Here is a 16,321-nt window from a genome sequence, read left to right on the forward strand (position 1 = left end):
TGGTTTGGGCGCTTGCACAAAGGAGTCAAGTTCCATGCGCCGGGTGTCTCGTATCACGATTGCAGGCGTTGCGACCGCAGCGCTGGCCGTCACCGTCTCTGCCTGTGGCAGCTCGTCCACCTCCTCCTCCACCGAGGGCAAGTCCAAGGGCATCGGCCTGGCGTACGACGTCGGTGGCAAGGGTGACCAGTCCTTCAACGACGCCGCCTACGCGGGCTTCCAGAAGGCCCAGAAGGACTTCGGCATCGGCGGCCGGGACGTCGAGCCGACGGACAACGAGTCGGACGCGGACAAGGTGCAGCGTCTGGAGACCCTGGCGAAGGCGGGCTACAACCCGGTCATCGGTGTCGGCTTCGCCTACGCGGGTGCCGTGCAGGAGGCCGCGCAGAAGTTCCCGAAGGTCACCTTCGGCATCATCGACGACAACAAGACCCAGGCGAAGAACGTCGCCGACATGGTCTTCCACGAGGAGCAGTCCTCCTACCTCGCCGGTGTCGCGGCCGCCAAGGCGACCAAGAAGAACCACATCGGCTTCATCGGTGGCGTGGACGTCCCGCTGATCCACAAGTTCGAGGCGGGCTACGAGCAGGGCGCCAAGTCCGTCAACCCGAAGATCAAGGTCGAGTCGCAGTACCTGACGCAGACCGCCCAGGAGGGTGGCTTCGCCAGCCCGGACAAGGGCGAGAACGCTGCCAACGGCCAGATCGACGCGGGTGCCGACGTCCTCTTCGCCGCCGCCGGCCTCTCCGGCCAGGGCGTGATCAAGTCCGCCGCCGAGCACAAGGTCTGGGCCATCGGCGTCGACTCCGACCAGTACAAGCAGGCTGCGCTCGCCAAGTACAAGGACTACATCCTGACCTCGGCCCTGAAGAACGTCGAGGGCGCGGTCTACGACCTTGCCAAGTCCGTCATCAAGGACAAGAAGCCGCTGTCGGGTGACATCCGCGGCTCGCTGGACAACGGTGGTGTCGGCCTGGCCGACTCCAACCCGACCTTCAAGAAGAACGCCGCCATGCAGGCCGCGATCAAGAAGGCCGAGGAAGGCATCAAGAACGGCACCATCACGGTGAAGACCTCCTGACGATCCAGTCAGAGGCCTTGGCCAACAGAACGCTGTAATGGCAGCGTTACGGCCACGGAACGGGGTGCGGAGAGGATGACCTGCCCGCACCCCGTTCGCGCGGCAGAATGCTCGGAACGGATCGGATTTTTGCTCGAGGAGAAGTTCTCGATCAAGGTCGGTCAGATCCGGGCACTATTTAAAGCAGGGGCGCTACGCGCGTAGAGCGGCCCCTTTCCCGAGGAGAGTGCGCCATCGACGCGTCCAGCAGCCCTCCGCTCACCGCTCCGTCGACAGTCGCGGTCGAGCTCGCGGGCATCACCAAGCGTTTCCCGGGTGTGGTGGCCAACCACGACATCCACCTGACGGTCCGCAAGGGCACCGTCCACGCCCTCGTGGGCGAGAACGGCGCCGGCAAGTCGACCCTGATGAAGATCCTCTACGGCATGCAGAAGCCGGACGAGGGCACCATCCAGATCGACGGCGAGCAGGTGAGCTTCTCCAGCCCCGCCGACGCCATCACCCGCGGCATCGGCATGGTCCACCAGCACTTCATGCTGGCCGACAACCTGACCGTGCTGGAGAACGTGGTGCTCGGCAGCGAGAAGCTGCACGGCATCGGCGGCGGCGCCCGCAAGAAGATCAAGGAGATCTCCGACCGCTACGGCCTGGGCATCCGCCCGGACGTGCTGGTCGAGGACCTCGGTGTGGCCGACCGCCAGCGCGTGGAGATCCTCAAGGTCCTCTTCCGCGGCGCCCGCACCCTGATCCTCGACGAGCCGACCGCCGTGCTGGTCCCGCAGGAGGTCGACGCGCTCTTCGACAACCTGCGCGAGCTGAAGTCCGAGGGCCTGTCCGTCATCTTCATCTCCCACAAGCTGGGCGAGGTGCTGTCCGTCGCCGACGACATCACCGTCATCCGGCGCGGTACGACGGTCGGGACCGCGATCCCCTCCCAGACCACCCCGCGCCAGCTGGCGGAGCTGATGGTCGGCAGCGAGCTGCCCACCCCGGAGACCGCCGAGTCCACCGTGACCGACCGGGCCGTGCTGGAGGTCAGGAACCTCACCGTGCACGCCCGCGGCGCCGTCTCCATGGGCACGGAGGAGGAGCCCTCCGCCGAGGGCCTCACCGAGTTCGCGCCCGCGGGCGAGGTCAAGAAGGTCCTCGACGACGTCTCCTTCACCATCCACGCCGGCGAGGTCATGGGCATCGCCGGTGTCGAGGGCAACGGCCAGACCGAGCTGATCGACGCGCTGATCGGCACCAAGCACGCCGACTCCGGCTCGATCGTCTTCCTGGACGAGGACATCACCCCCTGGCCCACCCGCAAGCGCCGTGAGTCCGGCGTCGGCTACATCCCCGAGGACCGCCACCGCCAGGGCCTGCTGCTGGAGGCCCCGCTCTGGGAGAACCGCATCCTCGGCCACGTCACCGAGAAGCCCAACGCCAAGGGCTTCTGGCTGAACCCCAAGGGCGCCCAGGACGACACCCGCCGGATCGTCGAGGAGTACGACGTCCGTACCCCCGGCATCGACGTCACCGCGGCCTCCCTGTCCGGCGGCAACCAGCAGAAGCTGATCGTCGGCCGCGAGATGAGCCACGACCCGAAGTTCCTGATCGCCGCCCACCCCACCCGTGGTGTGGACGTCGGCGCCCAGGCGCAGATCTGGGACCGCATCCGTGAGGCCCGCCGTGAGGGCCTGGCCGTGCTGCTCATCTCCGCCGACCTGGACGAGCTGATCGGCCTGTCGGACACCCTGCGCGTCATCTACGACGGCAGGCTGGTCGCCGACGCCGACCCGGCCACCATCACGCCGGAGGAGCTGGGCTCGGCCATGACGGGTGCCGCGTCCGGTCACCTGGAGCACGAAGAGACCGCCCCCGAGGGCGACGACAACGCCGGTCCGGAGGACGAGGCCCGATGAAGAAGTTCGACAAGGAGCGGGTGCTCGTCGCGGTGGCCGGCCCGGTCATCGCGCTCGTCCTGGCGATCGTGCTGACCTCCGTGGTCCTGCTCGCCTCGGGCAAGAACCCGATCGAGCCGTACATCCTGATGCTCCAGCAGCTGCCGTACTCGGACATCCAGGTGCTGATCATCAACCAGGCGTCGCTGTACTACATCGCCGCCATCGCGGTCGCCCTCGGCTTCCGCATGAACCTGTTCAACATCGGTGTCGACGGCCAGTACCGCCTCGCCGCGGTGATGACCGCCGTCGTCGGCGCGCACGTGGCCCTGCCCGGCGCCCTGCAGATCCCGCTGCTGCTGATCGTCGCCATGGCCACCGGCGCGTTCTGGGCCGGCATCGCCGGTGTCCTGAAGGTCACCCGGGGTGTCAGCGAGGTCGTCGCCACGATCATGCTGAACTCGATCGCCACCGCCGTCATCGGCTACGTCACCCTCACCGACGTGTGGGGCGTGCAGGTCGGCGACAACGTGACGACGGGCGTCATGAAGAAGTCCGGCTGGGTCCCGGGCATCAACCTGGGCTCGGACGTCGGTGAGATCTACGGCCTGGTCTTCCTCGCCGTCCTCCTCGGCATCGGCTACTGGGTCGCCCTCAACCGCACCCGCTTCGGCTTCGACCTGCGCGCCACCGGCGCCTCCGAGACCGCCGCCGCGGCCTCCGGCGTCGACGCCAAGCGCATGGTGCTGACCGCGATGCTGATCTCCGGCGCCATCTCCGGCCTCGCCGGTCTGCCGCTGCTGCTCGGCGACACCCACACCTACAGCCTGAGCTTCCCCGCGGGCCTCGGCTTCACCGCCATCGGCATCGCGCTGCTCGGCCGCAACAACCCCGGTGGCATCGCGCTCGCCGCCCTGCTGTGGGCCTTCCTCGACAAGGCCTCGCCCGCCCTCGACTACGCGACCCCCGTGGCGTACGACAAGGAGATCGCGACGATCATGCAGGGCCTGATCGTCTTCGCGGTCGTCATCTCGTACGCGGCCGTCCAGCAGTGGGCCCTGCGCCGCCAGCAGCGCCGGGTCGGTGCCGAGCTGGCCGCGGCCGCCGCCCAGAACACCAACAAGGAGGTGGCTGCCTGATGTCCACCGCGACCATCGCCAAGCCGCAGGCGAAGCAGCCCGGCAAGGGCGGCCGCCGTATGTCGCTCCCGGTACTCCTGCTGGTCATCGCGGGCGTGCTGGTGCTGACCTCGATCGTCCGCATCATCACCGGTGCGGACGGCATCACCTCGGTCGGACAGATGTCCACCGCGCTGCAGCTCGCGGTGCCGATCGGCCTCGCCGGCCTCGGCGGTCTGTGGGCCGAGCGCGCGGGCGTCGTCAACATCGGCCTCGAGGGCATGATGATCCTCGGCACCTGGTTCGGCGCCTGGGCCGGCTACCAGTGGGGCCCGTGGGTCGGTGTCGTCTTCGGCATCATCGGCGGCGCGCTCGGCGCCGTCCTGCACGCCATCGCCACCGTCACGTTCAACGTCAACCACATCGTCTCCGGTGTGGCGCTGAACATCCTGGCCCTCGGCACCACCCGCTACCTGTCGAAGTTCACCTTCGCCAACGCTCCGCAGGGCTCCACCAAGCAGTCCCCGCCGATCGACTCGCTCGGCGAGTTCAGCATCCCGGGCCTGTCGGACTGGCTGAACACGCTGAACGAGAAGCACTGGTTCCTGGTCTCCGACATCGCCGGCCTGCTCGGCGGTCTGGTCACCGACCTGTCGCCGCTGACCGTGATCGCGGTCGCCACGGTCCCGCTGACCTGGTGGGTGCTGTGGCGGACCTCCTTCGGTCTGCGCCTGCGCTCCTGCGGTGAGAACCCGGTGGCGGCCGAGTCCCTCGGCGTCAACGTGTACAAGTACAAGTACATCGCCGTGATCATCTCCGGTGGCTTCGCCGGTCTCGGCGGCGCGTTCCTGTCCATCGTCGCCTCGAACGTGTACCTCGACGGCCAGACGGCCGGCCGCGGCTACATCGGTCTCGCCGCGATGATCTTCGGTAACTGGATGCCGGGCGGCCTCGCTCTCGGCGCGGGCCTGTTCGGTTACACCGACAGCCTCAACCTGCGCGGCGGCACGGTGAACGTCCACGCGCTGATCCTGCTGCTGGCGATCCTCCTGGTGTTCGGCGCCGCCTACCAGGCGTGGAAGAAGAAGTACGTCCCCGCCGTCATCACGGCCGTCATCGCGGTCCTGATGTTCGTCTGGTACTCCTCCACCAACGAGGTCCCGCGCCAGCTGGTGACGGCGACCCCGTACATCGTCACGCTGCTCGTCCTGTCGCTGTCCGCGCAGAAGCTGCGCATGCCGAAGGCGGACGGCCTGCCGTACCGGAAGGGGCAGGGCAAGTGACCGCCGCAGCGGCCGCCGACTTCGACTGGGAGGCGCTGCGCGCCGAGGCGCGGGAGGCCATGTCCCACGCCTACGCCCCCTACTCGGGCTTCCCGGTCGGTGCGGCCGCTCTGGTCGACGACGGGCGAACGGTCAACGGCTGCAACGTCGAGAACGCCTCCTACGGCCTCGGCCTGTGCGCCGAGTGCGGGCTGGTCTCGCAGCTGCAGCGCACCGGGGGCGGCCGCCTCACGCACTTCACCTGCGTGGACGGCACGGGCGGGCTGCTCGTCCCGTGCGGCCGCTGCCGCCAGCTGCTCTACGAGTTCGGCGGCCCCGACCTGCTGCTGGACACCCCGGCGGGCATCCTCCCGCTCTCCGAGATGCTGCCCCAGGCCTTCGGCCCGGACCATCTCACCAAGTAACTCCCGTACGGCCCCCCTGACCTGCGCAGGGGGGCCGTGCACTTCGCACCTCCCGGAAGGAAGTCATCAGCCATGGCCATGGACGCCATCTCCGTCATCCGCACCAAGCGGGACCGCGGTGAGCTGACCGACGAGCAGATCGACTGGGTCATCGACGCGTACACCCGCGGCGAGGTCGCCGACTACCAGATGGCCGCGCTCAACATGGCGATCCTGCTCAACGGCATGAACCGCCGCGAGATCGCCCGCTGGACCGCGGCCATGATCGCCTCCGGCGAGCGCATGGACTTCTCCTCGCTGTCCCGTCCGACGGCGGACAAGCACTCCACGGGCGGCGTCGGCGACAAGATCACGCTGCCGCTCGCGCCCCTCGTGGCGGCCTGCGGCGCTGCCGTCCCGCAGTTGTCCGGCCGCGGTCTCGGCCACACCGGCGGCACCCTGGACAAGCTGGAGTCGATCCCCGGCTGGCGCGCGCTGCTCTCCAACGAGGAGATGCTGCACGTCCTGGACACCACGGGCGCGGTGATCTGCGCGGCGGGCGACGGCCTGGCCCCGGCCGACAAGAAGCTGTACGCCCTGCGCGACGTCACCGGCACCGTCGAGGCGATCCCGCTGATCGCCTCCTCGATCATGTCGAAGAAGATCGCCGAGGGCACCGGCTCCCTGGTCCTGGACGTGAAGGTCGGCTCGGGCGCCTTCATGAAGACGATCGAGGACGCACGCGAGCTGGCCTCCACGATGGTCGGCCTCGGCACCGACCACGGTGTGAAGACGGTCGCCCTCCTGACCGACATGTCCACCCCCCTCGGCCTCACCGCGGGCAACGCCCTCGAGGTCCGTGAGTCGGTCGAGGTCCTGGCCGGCGGCGGCCCGGCGGACGTCGTCGAGCTGACGATCGCGCTCGCCCGCGAGATGCTCGACGCCGCCGGCGTGAAGGACGCGGACCCGGCGAAGGCCTTGGCCGACGGCTCGGCGATGGACGTCTGGCGCCGGATGATCGCGGCCCAGGGCGGCGACCCGGACGCGGTGCTGCCCACGTCCCGCGAGCAGCACGTCATCAAGGCCCCCTCCTCCGGTGTCCTCACCCGCCTGGACGCCTACGACATCGGTGTCGGCGCCTGGCGCCTCGGCGCGGGCCGCGCCCGCAAGGAGGACCCGGTGCAGGCCGGGGCGGGCATCGAGATGCACGCCAAGCCGGGCGACACGGTCACCGAGGGCCAGCCCCTCCTGACCCTCCACACGGACACCCCCGAGCGCTTCGAGTACGCGCTCCAGGCGGTCGAGGGCTCGTACGACATCGCGGCGGCAGGTACGGACTTCACGGCTTCGCCGGTGGTGCTGGAGCGTATTGCCTGACCTGCGCTTTCCCCTTTCGGGTGAACGGGATCGGTGGACCTCCGCCGGTCCCGTTCGGCATGCTGGGATCGGTGACGCACCGATAGGAGACCGCTGTGAGCGCACTCACCGTCAGCCAGGACCCCGACCAGAACTGGGACGATCTCGTCCGGTACTGGGAGGAGATGGAATGGCCCGAGGGCAGCAAGGTGGAGATCATCGAGGGGATCATCACCGTGTCACCTGCTCCTGCGTACCGCCACAACGTGATCGCGGAACGCATCCAGCGTCGCCTCTACTCCGTGATCCCCGACGACTGGGGAATCTTCCAGACACTCGCGATCGCAGTGCCGTCACGTCTGGGCATGCTCATCCCGGACTTGGTGGTGACCCAGGTACAGGAACGCCCCGAAGCTGACTCGCACATCCCGGCAGCGCTCGCCGAACTCGTCGTCGAAGTGACCTCCAAGTCCAACGCCCGGCACGACCGGGTGAGCAAACCCGCCGCCTACGCGACCGCAGGTATCCCGCTCTACCTTCTCGTCGACCCCTGGGCGCCCGGCGGCCCCACCGCAACGCTCTACGGTGAGCCCAAGGGTGAGGTCTACCGGACCCTGAGCGCCGTGAAATTCGGTGATCCCATCACACTGCCGGAGCCGTTCGACGTCACGATCGACACCGGCGAGTTCCCTGTCGACTGACCCTCACCCCAGAACCGCCGCCACCCCCACCAGCACCGGCACCGACACCACTGTCGACAACAGGACCGACTCCCGGGCCAGAGCCTCGGCCACGCGGTAGCGGCTCGCGTACGTGAACAGGTTCTGCGCGGCCGGCAGGGCTGACGTCACCACCACGTCCAGCAGGGTCGCGCCGTGCAGGAGGAAGACCTCACTCGCCAGCACCCACGCCACCAGCGGCTGCCCCACCGACTTCAGCGTCACCGACAGCAGGACCAGTCGGCGGTCCCGCCCCCGGCCAGGGGCCGCGCTGCCGTGCAGGGACATGCCGAAGGCCAGGAGGGCCGCCGGCACGGACATGTTGCCGATCAGGGTGAGGGGATCCATGACCGGGTCGGGGACCTTCCAGCCCGCCGCCGACACCACGACGCCCGACAGCGAGCCGATCGCTATCGGGTTGCGCAGCGGGGTCAGCAGGCGGCGCCACAGCGTGCCCTTCTCGCCCATCCCCGAGAGGTCGAGGACCGTCAGGGCGACGGGCGTGACCAGGACGACCTGGAAGAGCAGCACCGGTGCCACCAGGGACGCGTCGCCCAGGACGTACGCGGCGATCGGGATGCCCAGATTGCCCGAGTTGACGTAGCCGGAGCACAGCGCGCCGATCGTGGTGCGGCCCACGCCCCAGCCGCGCAGCGCGCCGATCGCCACGAAGACCCCGCAGACCGCGGCCGTGCTCAGGGCCGTCACCAGGAGCCGGCTGGAGAACAGCACCGACAGGTCGGCCCTGGCCAGGGTCGTGAAGAGGAGCGCCGGGCCCGCCACGGTGAACGCCAGCGCGGTCAGGACCTCGCGGCCCTGGTCGCCGAGCGAACCGCGCCGCCCGAGTACGTACCCCACCCCGATGACGACCGCGATCACCGCGAACCCGCTCAGCACCCCCTGCACGGAGCCCACCCTCCGGCGGAGCGGGGGAGCGGGTCAATGTGATCTTCGCCAGGGTGCGGGCCGGCGCGATGAGTTACGGGCGGCCCGCCGGTCTACCGCACGTGGATGAGAGGACACCTGCCGTGCTCGTGCCGGCCGGCCCCGTCACCAGGGACGAGGCGGCGGGGCTGTGCGACGACGTACGGGCGCTGCTGGAGGTCACCGGGGCCGCGGCCGTCGTCTGCGACGTGGGCGGGCTGGGGCCACCCGGCCTGGCCGCGGTCGATCTGCTCGCGCGGCTGGAGCTGGCCGCACGGCGGGCCGGGGGCCGGATACGGCTGCGCGGCCCGGATCCAGCGCTACGCGCCCTCCTCGATCTTGTCGGGCTCCGCCTCCAGGTGGAGGGGGAGCCCGAAGAGCGGGAACCAGCGCTGGGTGTCGAGGAAGAAGTGGAACCCGGTCAGCCGGCCGTCTGAGATCTCCAGGACCTGGATCGACCACGGTGTGAAGCCGCCCGCCTCCGGGTCCGGCTTGTACTGGGCGAAGCCCGGCAGCCCGTTGACCTGCACGGGCAGCAGACGGGAGCCGGCGCAGGCGGCACCCAGCGTGGTCATGAAGCCGGTGATGTCGTCGTGCCCGGTCAGCCACAGGTCGAACGGCGGCATCGTCATGATGGCGTCCTCGTGCAGCAACGCCGTGAGCGCCGTCATGTCGTAGCCCTCGAAGGCCTTCACATAGCGCTCCAGGAGCTTTTGCTGCTCCTCGTCGAGCGGGTCGGAGACCGCCGCCCCGGCACCGGCCTGCTCCCGCTCGGCGAGCGTCGCCCGGGCCCGCTGCAGCGCGCTGTTGACCGAGGCGACCGTGGTGTCCAGCAGCTCGGCGACCTCGCTCGCCTTCCAGGCCAGCACCTCGCGCAGGATCAGCACCACCCGCTGCTTGGGCGGCAGTTGCTGCAGGGCCGCCATGAACGCCAGCCGGATCGACTCCTTCGCGACGGCCGCCTCCGCCGGGTCCTCGACCGTCGGCAGTACGCGCGCGTCCGGCACCGGCTCCAGCCAGGTGTTGTCCGGGCGCGGGGCGAGGGCCGCCTGCGCGAGGGGCGTCGAGTCGGTCAGGTCCATCGGGCGGGCCCGCTTGTTCCCCGCCGTCAGCATGTCCAGGCACACGTTCGTCGCGATCCGGTACAGCCACGAGCGCAGGGACGAACGGCCCTCGAACTTGTCGTAGCTCCGCCAGGCCCGCACCAGGGTGTCCTGCACCGCGTCCTCGGCCTCGAAGGAGGAACCGAGCATGCGGTAGCAGTACCCCGTCAGCTCGGTCCGGTGCTTCTCCAGTGCGAGGTCCAGGTCCGCCGCCACCGTGCCGTTGCCCATCGTCCACCCACCCCTGTGGCCGTTCTGTTCACGCGCCTTCGCGCTCCAGCACTTCGGAAGCTACCGCAGCCCACTGACAATGGCCCCCCGAGCGCGGAAGAGCGCAGTTCAGACCGGTTGCTTCCGGGAGTTGAGCGGACCTGGCGCCGGCTCAGTGCGCCGGCACCGGCTGCCGGAGGGCCGCCACCCGGGCCGCCCGGGAGCCGAGGACCGTGATCGTGACGACCCCGAGGACCGCGAGGACGCCGACGGTGACCGTGCCGGCCCAGCCGCCCGAGTGGAAGGCCATCGCGCCGACCGTGCTGCCCGCGCTGGAGCCGACGTAGTAGGCGGACTGGTAGAGGGCCGAGGCCTGGGCGCGGCCACGGGTCGCCGTCTTGCTGACCGCCGAGGAGGCGACCGCGTGCCCCGCGAAGAAGCCCGCGGTGATCAGGACCAGACCCAGCAGGACCGGCGGCAGGGAGTCCGCAAGGGAGAGCAGCAGGCCCGCCGCCGTCGTACCGCCCGCCAGGTACAGCGCACCCCGGCGGCCGAGGCGGCCCACCAGACGGCCCGCGGTCGACGCCGACACCGTACCCACCAGGTACACCAGGAAGATCGAGCCGACGATGCCCTGCGGGAGGGAGAAGGGGGCCTCCGTCAGCCGGTACCCGATCACCGTGTACACACCGCCGAACACCGTCATGAACAGCGCGCCGATCGCGTACAGGCGGCGCAGCAGCGGGTCGGAGAGGTGGTCGCGGACCGTGCCGAGCAGGACGCGGGGGCGCAGCGAGCCGGGCCTGAAGTGCTTCGGCGCCGGCAGCAGCAGCCGGAACGCCACCGCACAGGCCACCGCGATCGCGCCGATCACGCCGACGGCCACCCGCCAGCCCCACTCCTGCGCGACCCAGCCGGTGATCACGCGGCCGCTCATCCCACCGACGCTGTTGCCCGCGACGAACAGCCCGATCGCCGTGACCAGCGCCTTCGGCCGGACCTCCTCGGCCAGGTACGCCGTCGCCGAGGCCGGCAGACCGGCCAGCGCCGCGCCCTGCACCGCCCGCAGCACCACCAGCGCGCCGATCGACGGCGCGAACGGCACCAGCAGCCCGACGCTCACCGCGACCGCCAGCGAGGCCGTCATCACCGTACGGCGGCCGAAGCGCTCCGACAGGGCGCTCATCGGCAGCACGAACAGCGCCAGACCGCCGGTCGCGGCCGCCACCGTCCAGCTCGCCTCGCTCGCCGCGACCCCGAACTCCCCGGAGATCAGCGGCAGCAGTGCCTGCGTGGAGTAGAGGAGGGCGAAGGTCGCTACTCCGGCGAGGAAGAGGGCGAAGCTCATCCGGTGGTAGCCGGGGCCGCCCGGCGCCATGCGGGAGTCGGGGGCGGAGTCGGAGGAACGGACGGGCGAGACGGCGTCCACGCTGGTGGACGCCCCGGTACTGGCGGGAGACATGCCTCGAAGCTACGTACGGATCCGTTCATCCGTCCAATGCATGGATTCGCCATAATCGTTCCCATGGTGCATCAGCAGAGCTCACAGGCGCGACTGTCACCGTCCGGTGACACAGAAGACATGGCTGAGATGTCGAGGCTGCTGGCGCCCCGCCTCGCCTACTTCGCCGGCGTCGCCCGTACCGAGCACGTCACCCGGGCCGCCCACGAGATGAACGTCCCCCAGTCGACCCTCTCGCGCGCGATGGCCCGCCTGGAACAGGATCTGGGGGTCGACCTGTTCGCGCGCCACGGCCGTACGGTCTCCCTCACCACCGCCGGCCGCACCTTCCTCGCCTCCGTCGAACGCGCCCTCGCCGAGGTCGAGCGTGCCGCCGAGGAGGTCCGCGCCGACGCCGACCCGGCCACCGGCAAGGTCGCCTTCGGCTTCCTGCACACCATGGGCGCCGAGACCGTACCCGGCCTGCTGCACGCCTTCCGGGCCGACCACCCGCGCATCCGCTTCAGCCTGGTCCAGAACTACGGCGAGGCGATGCTGGAGCGGCTGCGCGCGGGAGAGCTGGACCTGTGCCTCACCTCTCCGGTCCCCGACGCGCCCGACCTCGTCGCCCGTCGCCTGGACGAACAGAAGCTCCGCCTGGTCGTCCCCGCCGACCACCGCCTGGCCGCCCGCCGCCGCATCCGCCTGGCCGAGGCGTCGGACGAAACCTTCGTCACCCTGGAACCCGGCTACGGCCTGCGCCGCATCACCGACGACCTGTGCCGAGAAGCAGGCTTCCGCCCGAGGGTCGCCTTCGAGGGCGAGGAGGCGGAGACCCTGAGGGGCCTGGTGGCGGCGGGCCTGGGCGTCGCCCTGCTGCCCCCGCCGACGGTCCCGCGTCCGGGCGTGGTCGAACTGACGGTGACGGCCCCCAGGGCGGTCCGCGAAATCGGCGTCGCCTGGCTGGCCGACCGCCCGGACACGCCTCCCGTGGCCGCCTTCAAGAAGTTCCTGCTCTCGAGAAGGGGGAGTCTGCTGCCCGCCTAGGGGGTTTCGTTCGGATCAGGCCGGGTCCGCGACGCCCGGCACGGCACCTCGCCGCGTTGTCGGACCACCCGGGTACGCCCAGTACGCGGGTGCTCCTCCGCCTTGCGACGCACCGCACCGGACGCCGCGGCCTGACCCGACCTGATCCGAACGAAACCCCCTGGGGGCGCGGGGCCGTGCCGGACAGGCCTACCGTCTCAGCGACTTCCCGAACCCCGCAGCCAACGGCATCCGGAGCCCGATCGGCGGCGGAGCGGCGAGCGCATCCTCCACGGGCCGCGACACCGAACACCCGAACAACGCCCCCATCGCGAAGTCCACCGCAAGGCTCAGCACTTCGTCCCGGTGCTGATGCAACCCATGGCCGTCGGAGTGCACTTCGAACCGGCACACGTCCCGGTTCGCCTTCTTCGCCCGGGCCGCAAGCCGGAACGACAGTTCGGGATCGGTCCGTTCGTCGTTGGTGCCGTGCACGACCAGCACCCGCCGCCCCACCAGCTGCTTCACCGGCTCCGCGGCAGCCGCCACGTCCTCCTCCGGCAGCCAGGGCGCCAGCGCGACGACCGAGTTCACCGCCTCGTGCCCGCCGGCCCGCAGCGCCGCCCGTGCGCCCATGTCGAGTCCGGCCAGACACACGGGAACGTCCCCGTAGCGCCGTACGATCTCGTCGGCGGCCCATTCCGCGTCCCCCGCGAGATGCGCCTCGCTGCCGTTCCAGCCCCGGTAGCGGTAGTGGACCGTATGGACAGCCAGCCCCTCCGCGCGGCCCGCGCGCGCGAGCCTGCGGCCGAGGGAGCGGACGAAGGCCGTCGCATGGAGGGGCGACGGCCTGCGGGCGGAGACCTCCTCGCCCCCGGGGAGCAGCAGCACCGCTCCGCTCACTGACGTCGGCTCCGGGCCGACTGCCCTTCCGAGCCTCGCCGTTCGGACCGGCGTCGCTTGCTGTCCCATGACAGAACAGTGTCAGAAGCGACGGTGTACGAAACCCGTCCGTGGGGTCACCGTTAAATATCGACGGAAAAGTACATGCCGTACAGCGGCTCTCTACGCGCGTAGGGGCTACAGTGCGGCAATGACGAGCCAGACTGCACCGACTGGGACCGTCCCGACGCACGTCCCGACGCCGGACCAGATCCGCCGGGCCCCCAAGGTTCTGCTGCACGATCATCTCGACGGCGGGCTCCGCCCCGGAACCGTCGTCGAACTCGCCCGGGAGACCGGCTACTCCGAGCTTCCCGAGACCGACCCCGACAAGCTGGGCATCTGGTTCCGTGAGGCGGCCGATTCCGGCTCGCTGGAGCGGTATCTGGAGACCTTCTCGCACACCGTCGGTGTGATGCAGACCCGGGAGGCGCTCGTCCGGGTCGCCCGGGAGTGCGCGGAGGACCTCGCCGAGGACGGGGTCGTCTACGCGGAGGTGCGGTACGCGCCCGAGCAGCATCTGGAGGGCGGGCTGCGTCTGGAGGAGGTCGTCGAGGCGGTCAACGAGGGTTTCCGGGAGGGCGAGCGGCTCGCCCGCGAGGACGGTCGCCGCATCCGGGTCGGCGCCCTGCTGACCGCCATGCGGCACGCGGCCCGCTCCCTGGAGATCGCCGAACTCGCCAACCGCTACCGGGACCTGGGCGTGGTCGGTTTCGACATCGCCGGAGCCGAGGCCGGCTACCCGCCCACCCGGCACCTGGACGCGTTCGAGTACCTCAAGCGCGAGAACAACCACTTCACCATCCATGCCGGCGAGGCCTTCGGGCTGCCGTCCATCTGGCAGGCGCTGCAGTGGTGCGGTGCCGACCGGCTCGGGCACGGTGTGCGGATCATCGACGACATCGAGGTCCGCGAGGACGGCTCGGTGCGGCTCGGGCGGCTGGCCTCCTACGTCCGCGACAAGCGCATCCCGCTGGAGCTGTGCCCCAGCTCCAACCTGCAGACCGGGGCCGCCTCCTCCTACGCCGAGCACCCGATCGGGCTGCTGCGGCGCCTGCACTTCCGGGCGACGGTCAACACCGACAACAGGCTGATGTCGCACACCAGCATGAGCCGGGAATTCGAGCATCTCGTCGAGGCGTTCGCTTACACGCTCGACGATCTCGCATGGTTCTCCGTCAATGCGATGAAATCAGCGTTCATTCCTTTCGATGAACGGCTGGCGATGATCAATGACGTGGTCAAGCCGGGGTATGCAGAGCTGAAATCCGAGTGGCTGTTCCAGCAGACCGCATCCACCAGCGGTTCTTCCGGATCTCAGGGGTAGCGGCGGGGCGAACGGCGGCACGGAATGCGGACGCGCTTTCACAAGTCGTCCGCATTTCGGTGTTTGCGGGCGGCGGTCCGGCATGTTTACGGTCGTGGACCGCTCAGATTTTTTGTCATCTCCCTTCTCCGCATTCAAGGACGCATTCACCATGAAGCAGTCTGCTGCCAAGACCCTCGGTGTCGCCGCCCTCGGTGCCGCCTTCGCCGCCGTCGGTGCGGGCGCGGCCAACGCGGCCCCGGCCGTCCCCGACGCCACGCAGGCCCTGGACACCGTCACCCAGACGCTGCCGGCCCAGAACGTCGGCAAGGCGCTGCCGGGCGCCGCCGAGGCGCTCACCCAGGGGCAGGGTGCCCTCGGTGGCGGGCTGGCCGCCGCGCAGCCGACCGTCCAGAAGGTCCTCGCCGGCGGCCCGACCGCGCCGGCCGTCGGCCTGCTCGGCGGTCTGCCGCTGCAGGGCCTGCCCACGCACGGCGTGCCGGTGAACGGCATCCCGCTCGGCTGACATCCGCAGCGCGCACGACGCCGCTGGGGCGCCCCGGAGAAGTCCGCAGCGCCCCAGCGGCGTTCGTGCGCCCGGACTCACCAGGCGGTGGCCTTGTCCTCCGCCGGAAGCAGGATCCACAGCGCTATGTAGAGCAGGAACTGCGGGCCGGGGAGCAGGCAGGAGAGCAGGAAGACGACTCGCATCGTCGTCGCGGAGGTGCCGAAGCGCCGGGCCAGCGCGGCGCACACTCCGCCGATCATGCGGCCGTGGGTGGGGCGGGCGAGGCTGGACATCTGCGGCTCCTTCGTGAGCGTCGGGTGAGGCTCTCCCGTCGATCGCCTCAACTGTCTTCCACGGTACGGAGACGAAGGGGACGAAGCGTCGCTCTACGGGGCGATCCCGACCCTGGGAATCGTCGGGGTACGACCCTGAGGGAGGTCCTCCTGGACGGTGACCTGCTCCGCCTCGTGGGGTTCGCGCTCGCCCCGGCGCCGCAGCCAGGCCCGGCCCACGGGCACCACGGCCAGGTGGGCCAGGATCACGCCCACGGTGTTCAGCAGCAGCGAGTCGACGTCCACGACCCTGCCCGGCACCCCCGTCTGCAGCAGGGCTATGCCCAGCGAGATCAGGGCGCCCGTGGCCGCCGTACGGACCAGGGAGGTGAGCGGGGAGACGTCGAGCCTGCCGGACATCGGCAGCAGCACACCCAGCGGCGCGAGCAGCGCCAGCCCCTCACCGAGGCGTCTGGCGGCCTCGGGCCAGCCCAGCGCCAGATCGGCCCGGATTCCGGCCAGCGGGCGCAGATTGGCGGGCATCACCCAGGGGACGTCCAGGGGGCGCAGCATCAGCCAGGCGACGAGCCCGAGGTGCGCGACGAGGAGGACACCCCCTGTCGCACGGATGCGGATCGCGGCACTGCCGCCGATGGAGCCTTGACGCTGCACGCCCCCGAAGACGCACCCCTGTGCACGATCGGTTCCGCATCCGTCACGCGGATGCACATGAGGCGTCCGCCACACCCGCCGGCGCGCGGCA

General features: G+C 70.3%; 17 protein-coding genes. 11 read left to right on the forward strand and 6 right to left on the reverse strand.

What is annotated here, in order from left to right; translation table 11 throughout:
* Positions 1 to 34 precede the first annotated feature (34 nt).
* The 7 genes from FB157_RS14925 to FB157_RS14955 all read left to right on the forward strand — a co-directional run bounded on the left by FB157_RS14925 (position 35) and on the right by FB157_RS14955 (position 7,808).
* Positions 35 to 1,081: a BMP family protein gene (locus FB157_RS14925; protein ID WP_145879781.1), complete on the forward strand. Its 1,047-nt coding sequence runs from the start codon at positions 35 to 37 to the stop codon at positions 1,079 to 1,081.
* Between the two features lie 233 nt (positions 1,082 to 1,314).
* The gene (locus FB157_RS14930; RefSeq protein WP_145879783.1) at positions 1,315 to 2,988 is read left to right on the forward strand and encodes an ABC transporter ATP-binding protein; all 1,674 of its coding nucleotides are present in this window, start codon (positions 1,315 to 1,317) and stop codon (positions 2,986 to 2,988) included.
* Entirely contained in the window at positions 2,985 to 4,106 is a 1,122-nt protein-coding gene (locus tag FB157_RS14935; protein WP_145879785.1) for an ABC transporter permease, read from the forward strand. The genes FB157_RS14930 and FB157_RS14935 overlap by 4 nt, the downstream gene beginning before the upstream one ends.
* Positions 4,106 to 5,368: an ABC transporter permease gene (locus FB157_RS14940; RefSeq protein ID WP_145879786.1), complete on the forward strand. Its 1,263-nt coding sequence runs from the start codon at positions 4,106 to 4,108 to the stop codon at positions 5,366 to 5,368. The genes FB157_RS14935 and FB157_RS14940 overlap by 1 nt, the downstream gene beginning before the upstream one ends.
* The gene (locus FB157_RS14945) at positions 5,365 to 5,772 is read left to right on the forward strand and encodes a cytidine deaminase (protein WP_145879788.1); all 408 of its coding nucleotides are present in this window, start codon (positions 5,365 to 5,367) and stop codon (positions 5,770 to 5,772) included. Before FB157_RS14940 ends, FB157_RS14945 begins: the two co-directional genes overlap by 4 nt.
* Before the next feature lie 78 nt (positions 5,773 to 5,850).
* On the forward strand, positions 5,851 to 7,128 hold the full coding sequence (locus FB157_RS14950; RefSeq protein ID WP_186581522.1) for a thymidine phosphorylase: 1,278 nt from the start codon (positions 5,851 to 5,853) through the stop codon (positions 7,126 to 7,128).
* A 95-nt stretch (positions 7,129 to 7,223) separates the two neighbouring features.
* Positions 7,224 to 7,808 (forward strand): Uma2 family endonuclease, encoded by a 585-nt coding sequence (locus FB157_RS14955; RefSeq protein WP_145879791.1) that lies wholly within the window; start codon positions 7,224 to 7,226, stop codon positions 7,806 to 7,808.
* A gap of 3 nt (positions 7,809 to 7,811) precedes the next feature.
* Here FB157_RS14955 and FB157_RS14960 read toward each other — a convergent pair whose 3' ends face one another.
* Entirely contained in the window at positions 7,812 to 8,732 is a 921-nt protein-coding gene (locus tag FB157_RS14960; RefSeq protein WP_145879794.1) for an AEC family transporter, read from the reverse strand.
* A 68-nt stretch (positions 8,733 to 8,800) separates the two neighbouring features.
* On the opposite strand from FB157_RS14960, the gene FB157_RS14965 reads away from it, so the two are divergent.
* Positions 8,801 to 9,187: an STAS domain-containing protein gene (locus FB157_RS14965; protein WP_145880003.1), complete on the forward strand. Its 387-nt coding sequence runs from the start codon at positions 8,801 to 8,803 to the stop codon at positions 9,185 to 9,187.
* Here the strand turns inward: FB157_RS14965 and FB157_RS14970 are convergent.
* Both FB157_RS14970 and FB157_RS14975 read right to left on the reverse strand, forming a co-directional pair.
* Positions 9,071 to 10,084 carry a sigma-70 family RNA polymerase sigma factor gene (locus FB157_RS14970; protein ID WP_145879796.1) on the reverse strand — a complete coding sequence of 338 codons (1,014 nt, stop codon included), beginning with the start codon at positions 10,082 to 10,084 and terminating at the stop codon, positions 9,071 to 9,073. The two genes, FB157_RS14965 and FB157_RS14970, sit on opposite strands and share 117 nt — an antisense overlap.
* 151 nt (positions 10,085 to 10,235) lie before the next feature.
* Complete coding sequence (locus tag FB157_RS14975) at positions 10,236 to 11,525, reverse strand: MFS transporter (protein WP_145879797.1); 1,290 nt, start codon at positions 11,523 to 11,525, stop codon at positions 10,236 to 10,238.
* A 63-nt stretch (positions 11,526 to 11,588) separates the two neighbouring features.
* Here FB157_RS14975 and FB157_RS14980 point away from each other — a divergent pair, with 63 nt between their 5' ends.
* Positions 11,589 to 12,551 (forward strand): LysR family transcriptional regulator, encoded by a 963-nt coding sequence (locus tag FB157_RS14980; RefSeq protein WP_145879800.1) that lies wholly within the window; start codon positions 11,589 to 11,591, stop codon positions 12,549 to 12,551.
* A 189-nt stretch (positions 12,552 to 12,740) separates the two neighbouring features.
* On the opposite strand, the gene FB157_RS14985 is transcribed toward FB157_RS14980, so the two are convergent.
* The gene (locus FB157_RS14985) at positions 12,741 to 13,502 is read right to left on the reverse strand and encodes a prolyl oligopeptidase family serine peptidase (protein WP_145879802.1); all 762 of its coding nucleotides are present in this window, start codon (positions 13,500 to 13,502) and stop codon (positions 12,741 to 12,743) included.
* Between the two features lie 121 nt (positions 13,503 to 13,623).
* On the opposite strand from FB157_RS14985, the gene FB157_RS14990 reads away from it, so the two are divergent.
* A complete protein-coding gene (locus tag FB157_RS14990; protein WP_145879804.1) occupies positions 13,624 to 14,799 on the forward strand; it encodes an adenosine deaminase in 1,176 nt (391 codons plus the stop codon).
* Positions 14,800 to 14,950: 151 nt separating this feature from the next.
* Positions 14,951 to 15,304 (forward strand): ATP-binding protein, encoded by a 354-nt coding sequence (locus tag FB157_RS14995; RefSeq protein ID WP_145879806.1) that lies wholly within the window; start codon positions 14,951 to 14,953, stop codon positions 15,302 to 15,304.
* A 77-nt stretch (positions 15,305 to 15,381) separates the two neighbouring features.
* On the opposite strand, the gene FB157_RS15000 is transcribed toward FB157_RS14995, so the two are convergent.
* Positions 15,382 to 15,579: a PspC domain-containing protein gene (locus FB157_RS15000; protein ID WP_145879807.1), complete on the reverse strand. Its 198-nt coding sequence runs from the start codon at positions 15,577 to 15,579 to the stop codon at positions 15,382 to 15,384.
* Positions 15,580 to 15,672: 93 nt separating this feature from the next.
* Positions 15,673 to 16,230, reverse strand: coding sequence for a VanZ family protein (locus tag FB157_RS15005; protein ID WP_145879809.1), 558 nt, complete (start codon positions 16,228 to 16,230; stop codon positions 15,673 to 15,675).
* Positions 16,231 to 16,321 lie beyond the last annotated feature (91 nt).

The organism is Streptomyces sp. BK340, from assembly GCF_007827595.1.
Taxonomy (GTDB): Bacteria; Actinomycetota; Actinomycetes; order Streptomycetales; family Streptomycetaceae; genus Streptomyces.

Bases quoted from the DNA above. Each gene is read 5' to 3' on its own strand.
- FB157_RS14925 (WP_145879781.1), top strand. From the start codon at position 35: ATGCGCCGGGTGTCTCGTATCACGATTGCAGGCGTTGCGACCGCAGCG.
- FB157_RS14935 (WP_145879785.1), top strand. From the start codon at position 2,985: ATGAAGAAGTTCGACAAGGAGCGGGTGCTCGTCGCGGTGGCCGGCCCG.
- FB157_RS14940 (WP_145879786.1), top strand. From the start codon at position 4,106: ATGTCCACCGCGACCATCGCCAAGCCGCAGGCGAAGCAGCCCGGCAAG.
- FB157_RS14950 (WP_186581522.1), top strand. From the start codon at position 5,851: ATGGACGCCATCTCCGTCATCCGCACCAAGCGGGACCGCGGTGAGCTG.
- FB157_RS14965 (WP_145880003.1), top strand. From the start codon at position 8,801: ATGAGTTACGGGCGGCCCGCCGGTCTACCGCACGTGGATGAGAGGACA.
- FB157_RS14970 (WP_145879796.1), bottom strand. From the start codon at position 10,084: ATGGGCAACGGCACGGTGGCGGCGGACCTGGACCTCGCACTGGAGAAG.
- FB157_RS14975 (WP_145879797.1), bottom strand. From the start codon at position 11,525: ATGTCTCCCGCCAGTACCGGGGCGTCCACCAGCGTGGACGCCGTCTCG.
- FB157_RS14980 (WP_145879800.1), top strand. From the start codon at position 11,589: ATGGTGCATCAGCAGAGCTCACAGGCGCGACTGTCACCGTCCGGTGAC.
- FB157_RS14985 (WP_145879802.1), bottom strand. From the start codon at position 13,502: ATGGGACAGCAAGCGACGCCGGTCCGAACGGCGAGGCTCGGAAGGGCA.
- FB157_RS14990 (WP_145879804.1), top strand. From the start codon at position 13,624: ATGACGAGCCAGACTGCACCGACTGGGACCGTCCCGACGCACGTCCCG.
- FB157_RS14995 (WP_145879806.1), top strand. From the start codon at position 14,951: ATGAAGCAGTCTGCTGCCAAGACCCTCGGTGTCGCCGCCCTCGGTGCC.
- FB157_RS15000 (WP_145879807.1), bottom strand. From the start codon at position 15,579: ATGTCCAGCCTCGCCCGCCCCACCCACGGCCGCATGATCGGCGGAGTG.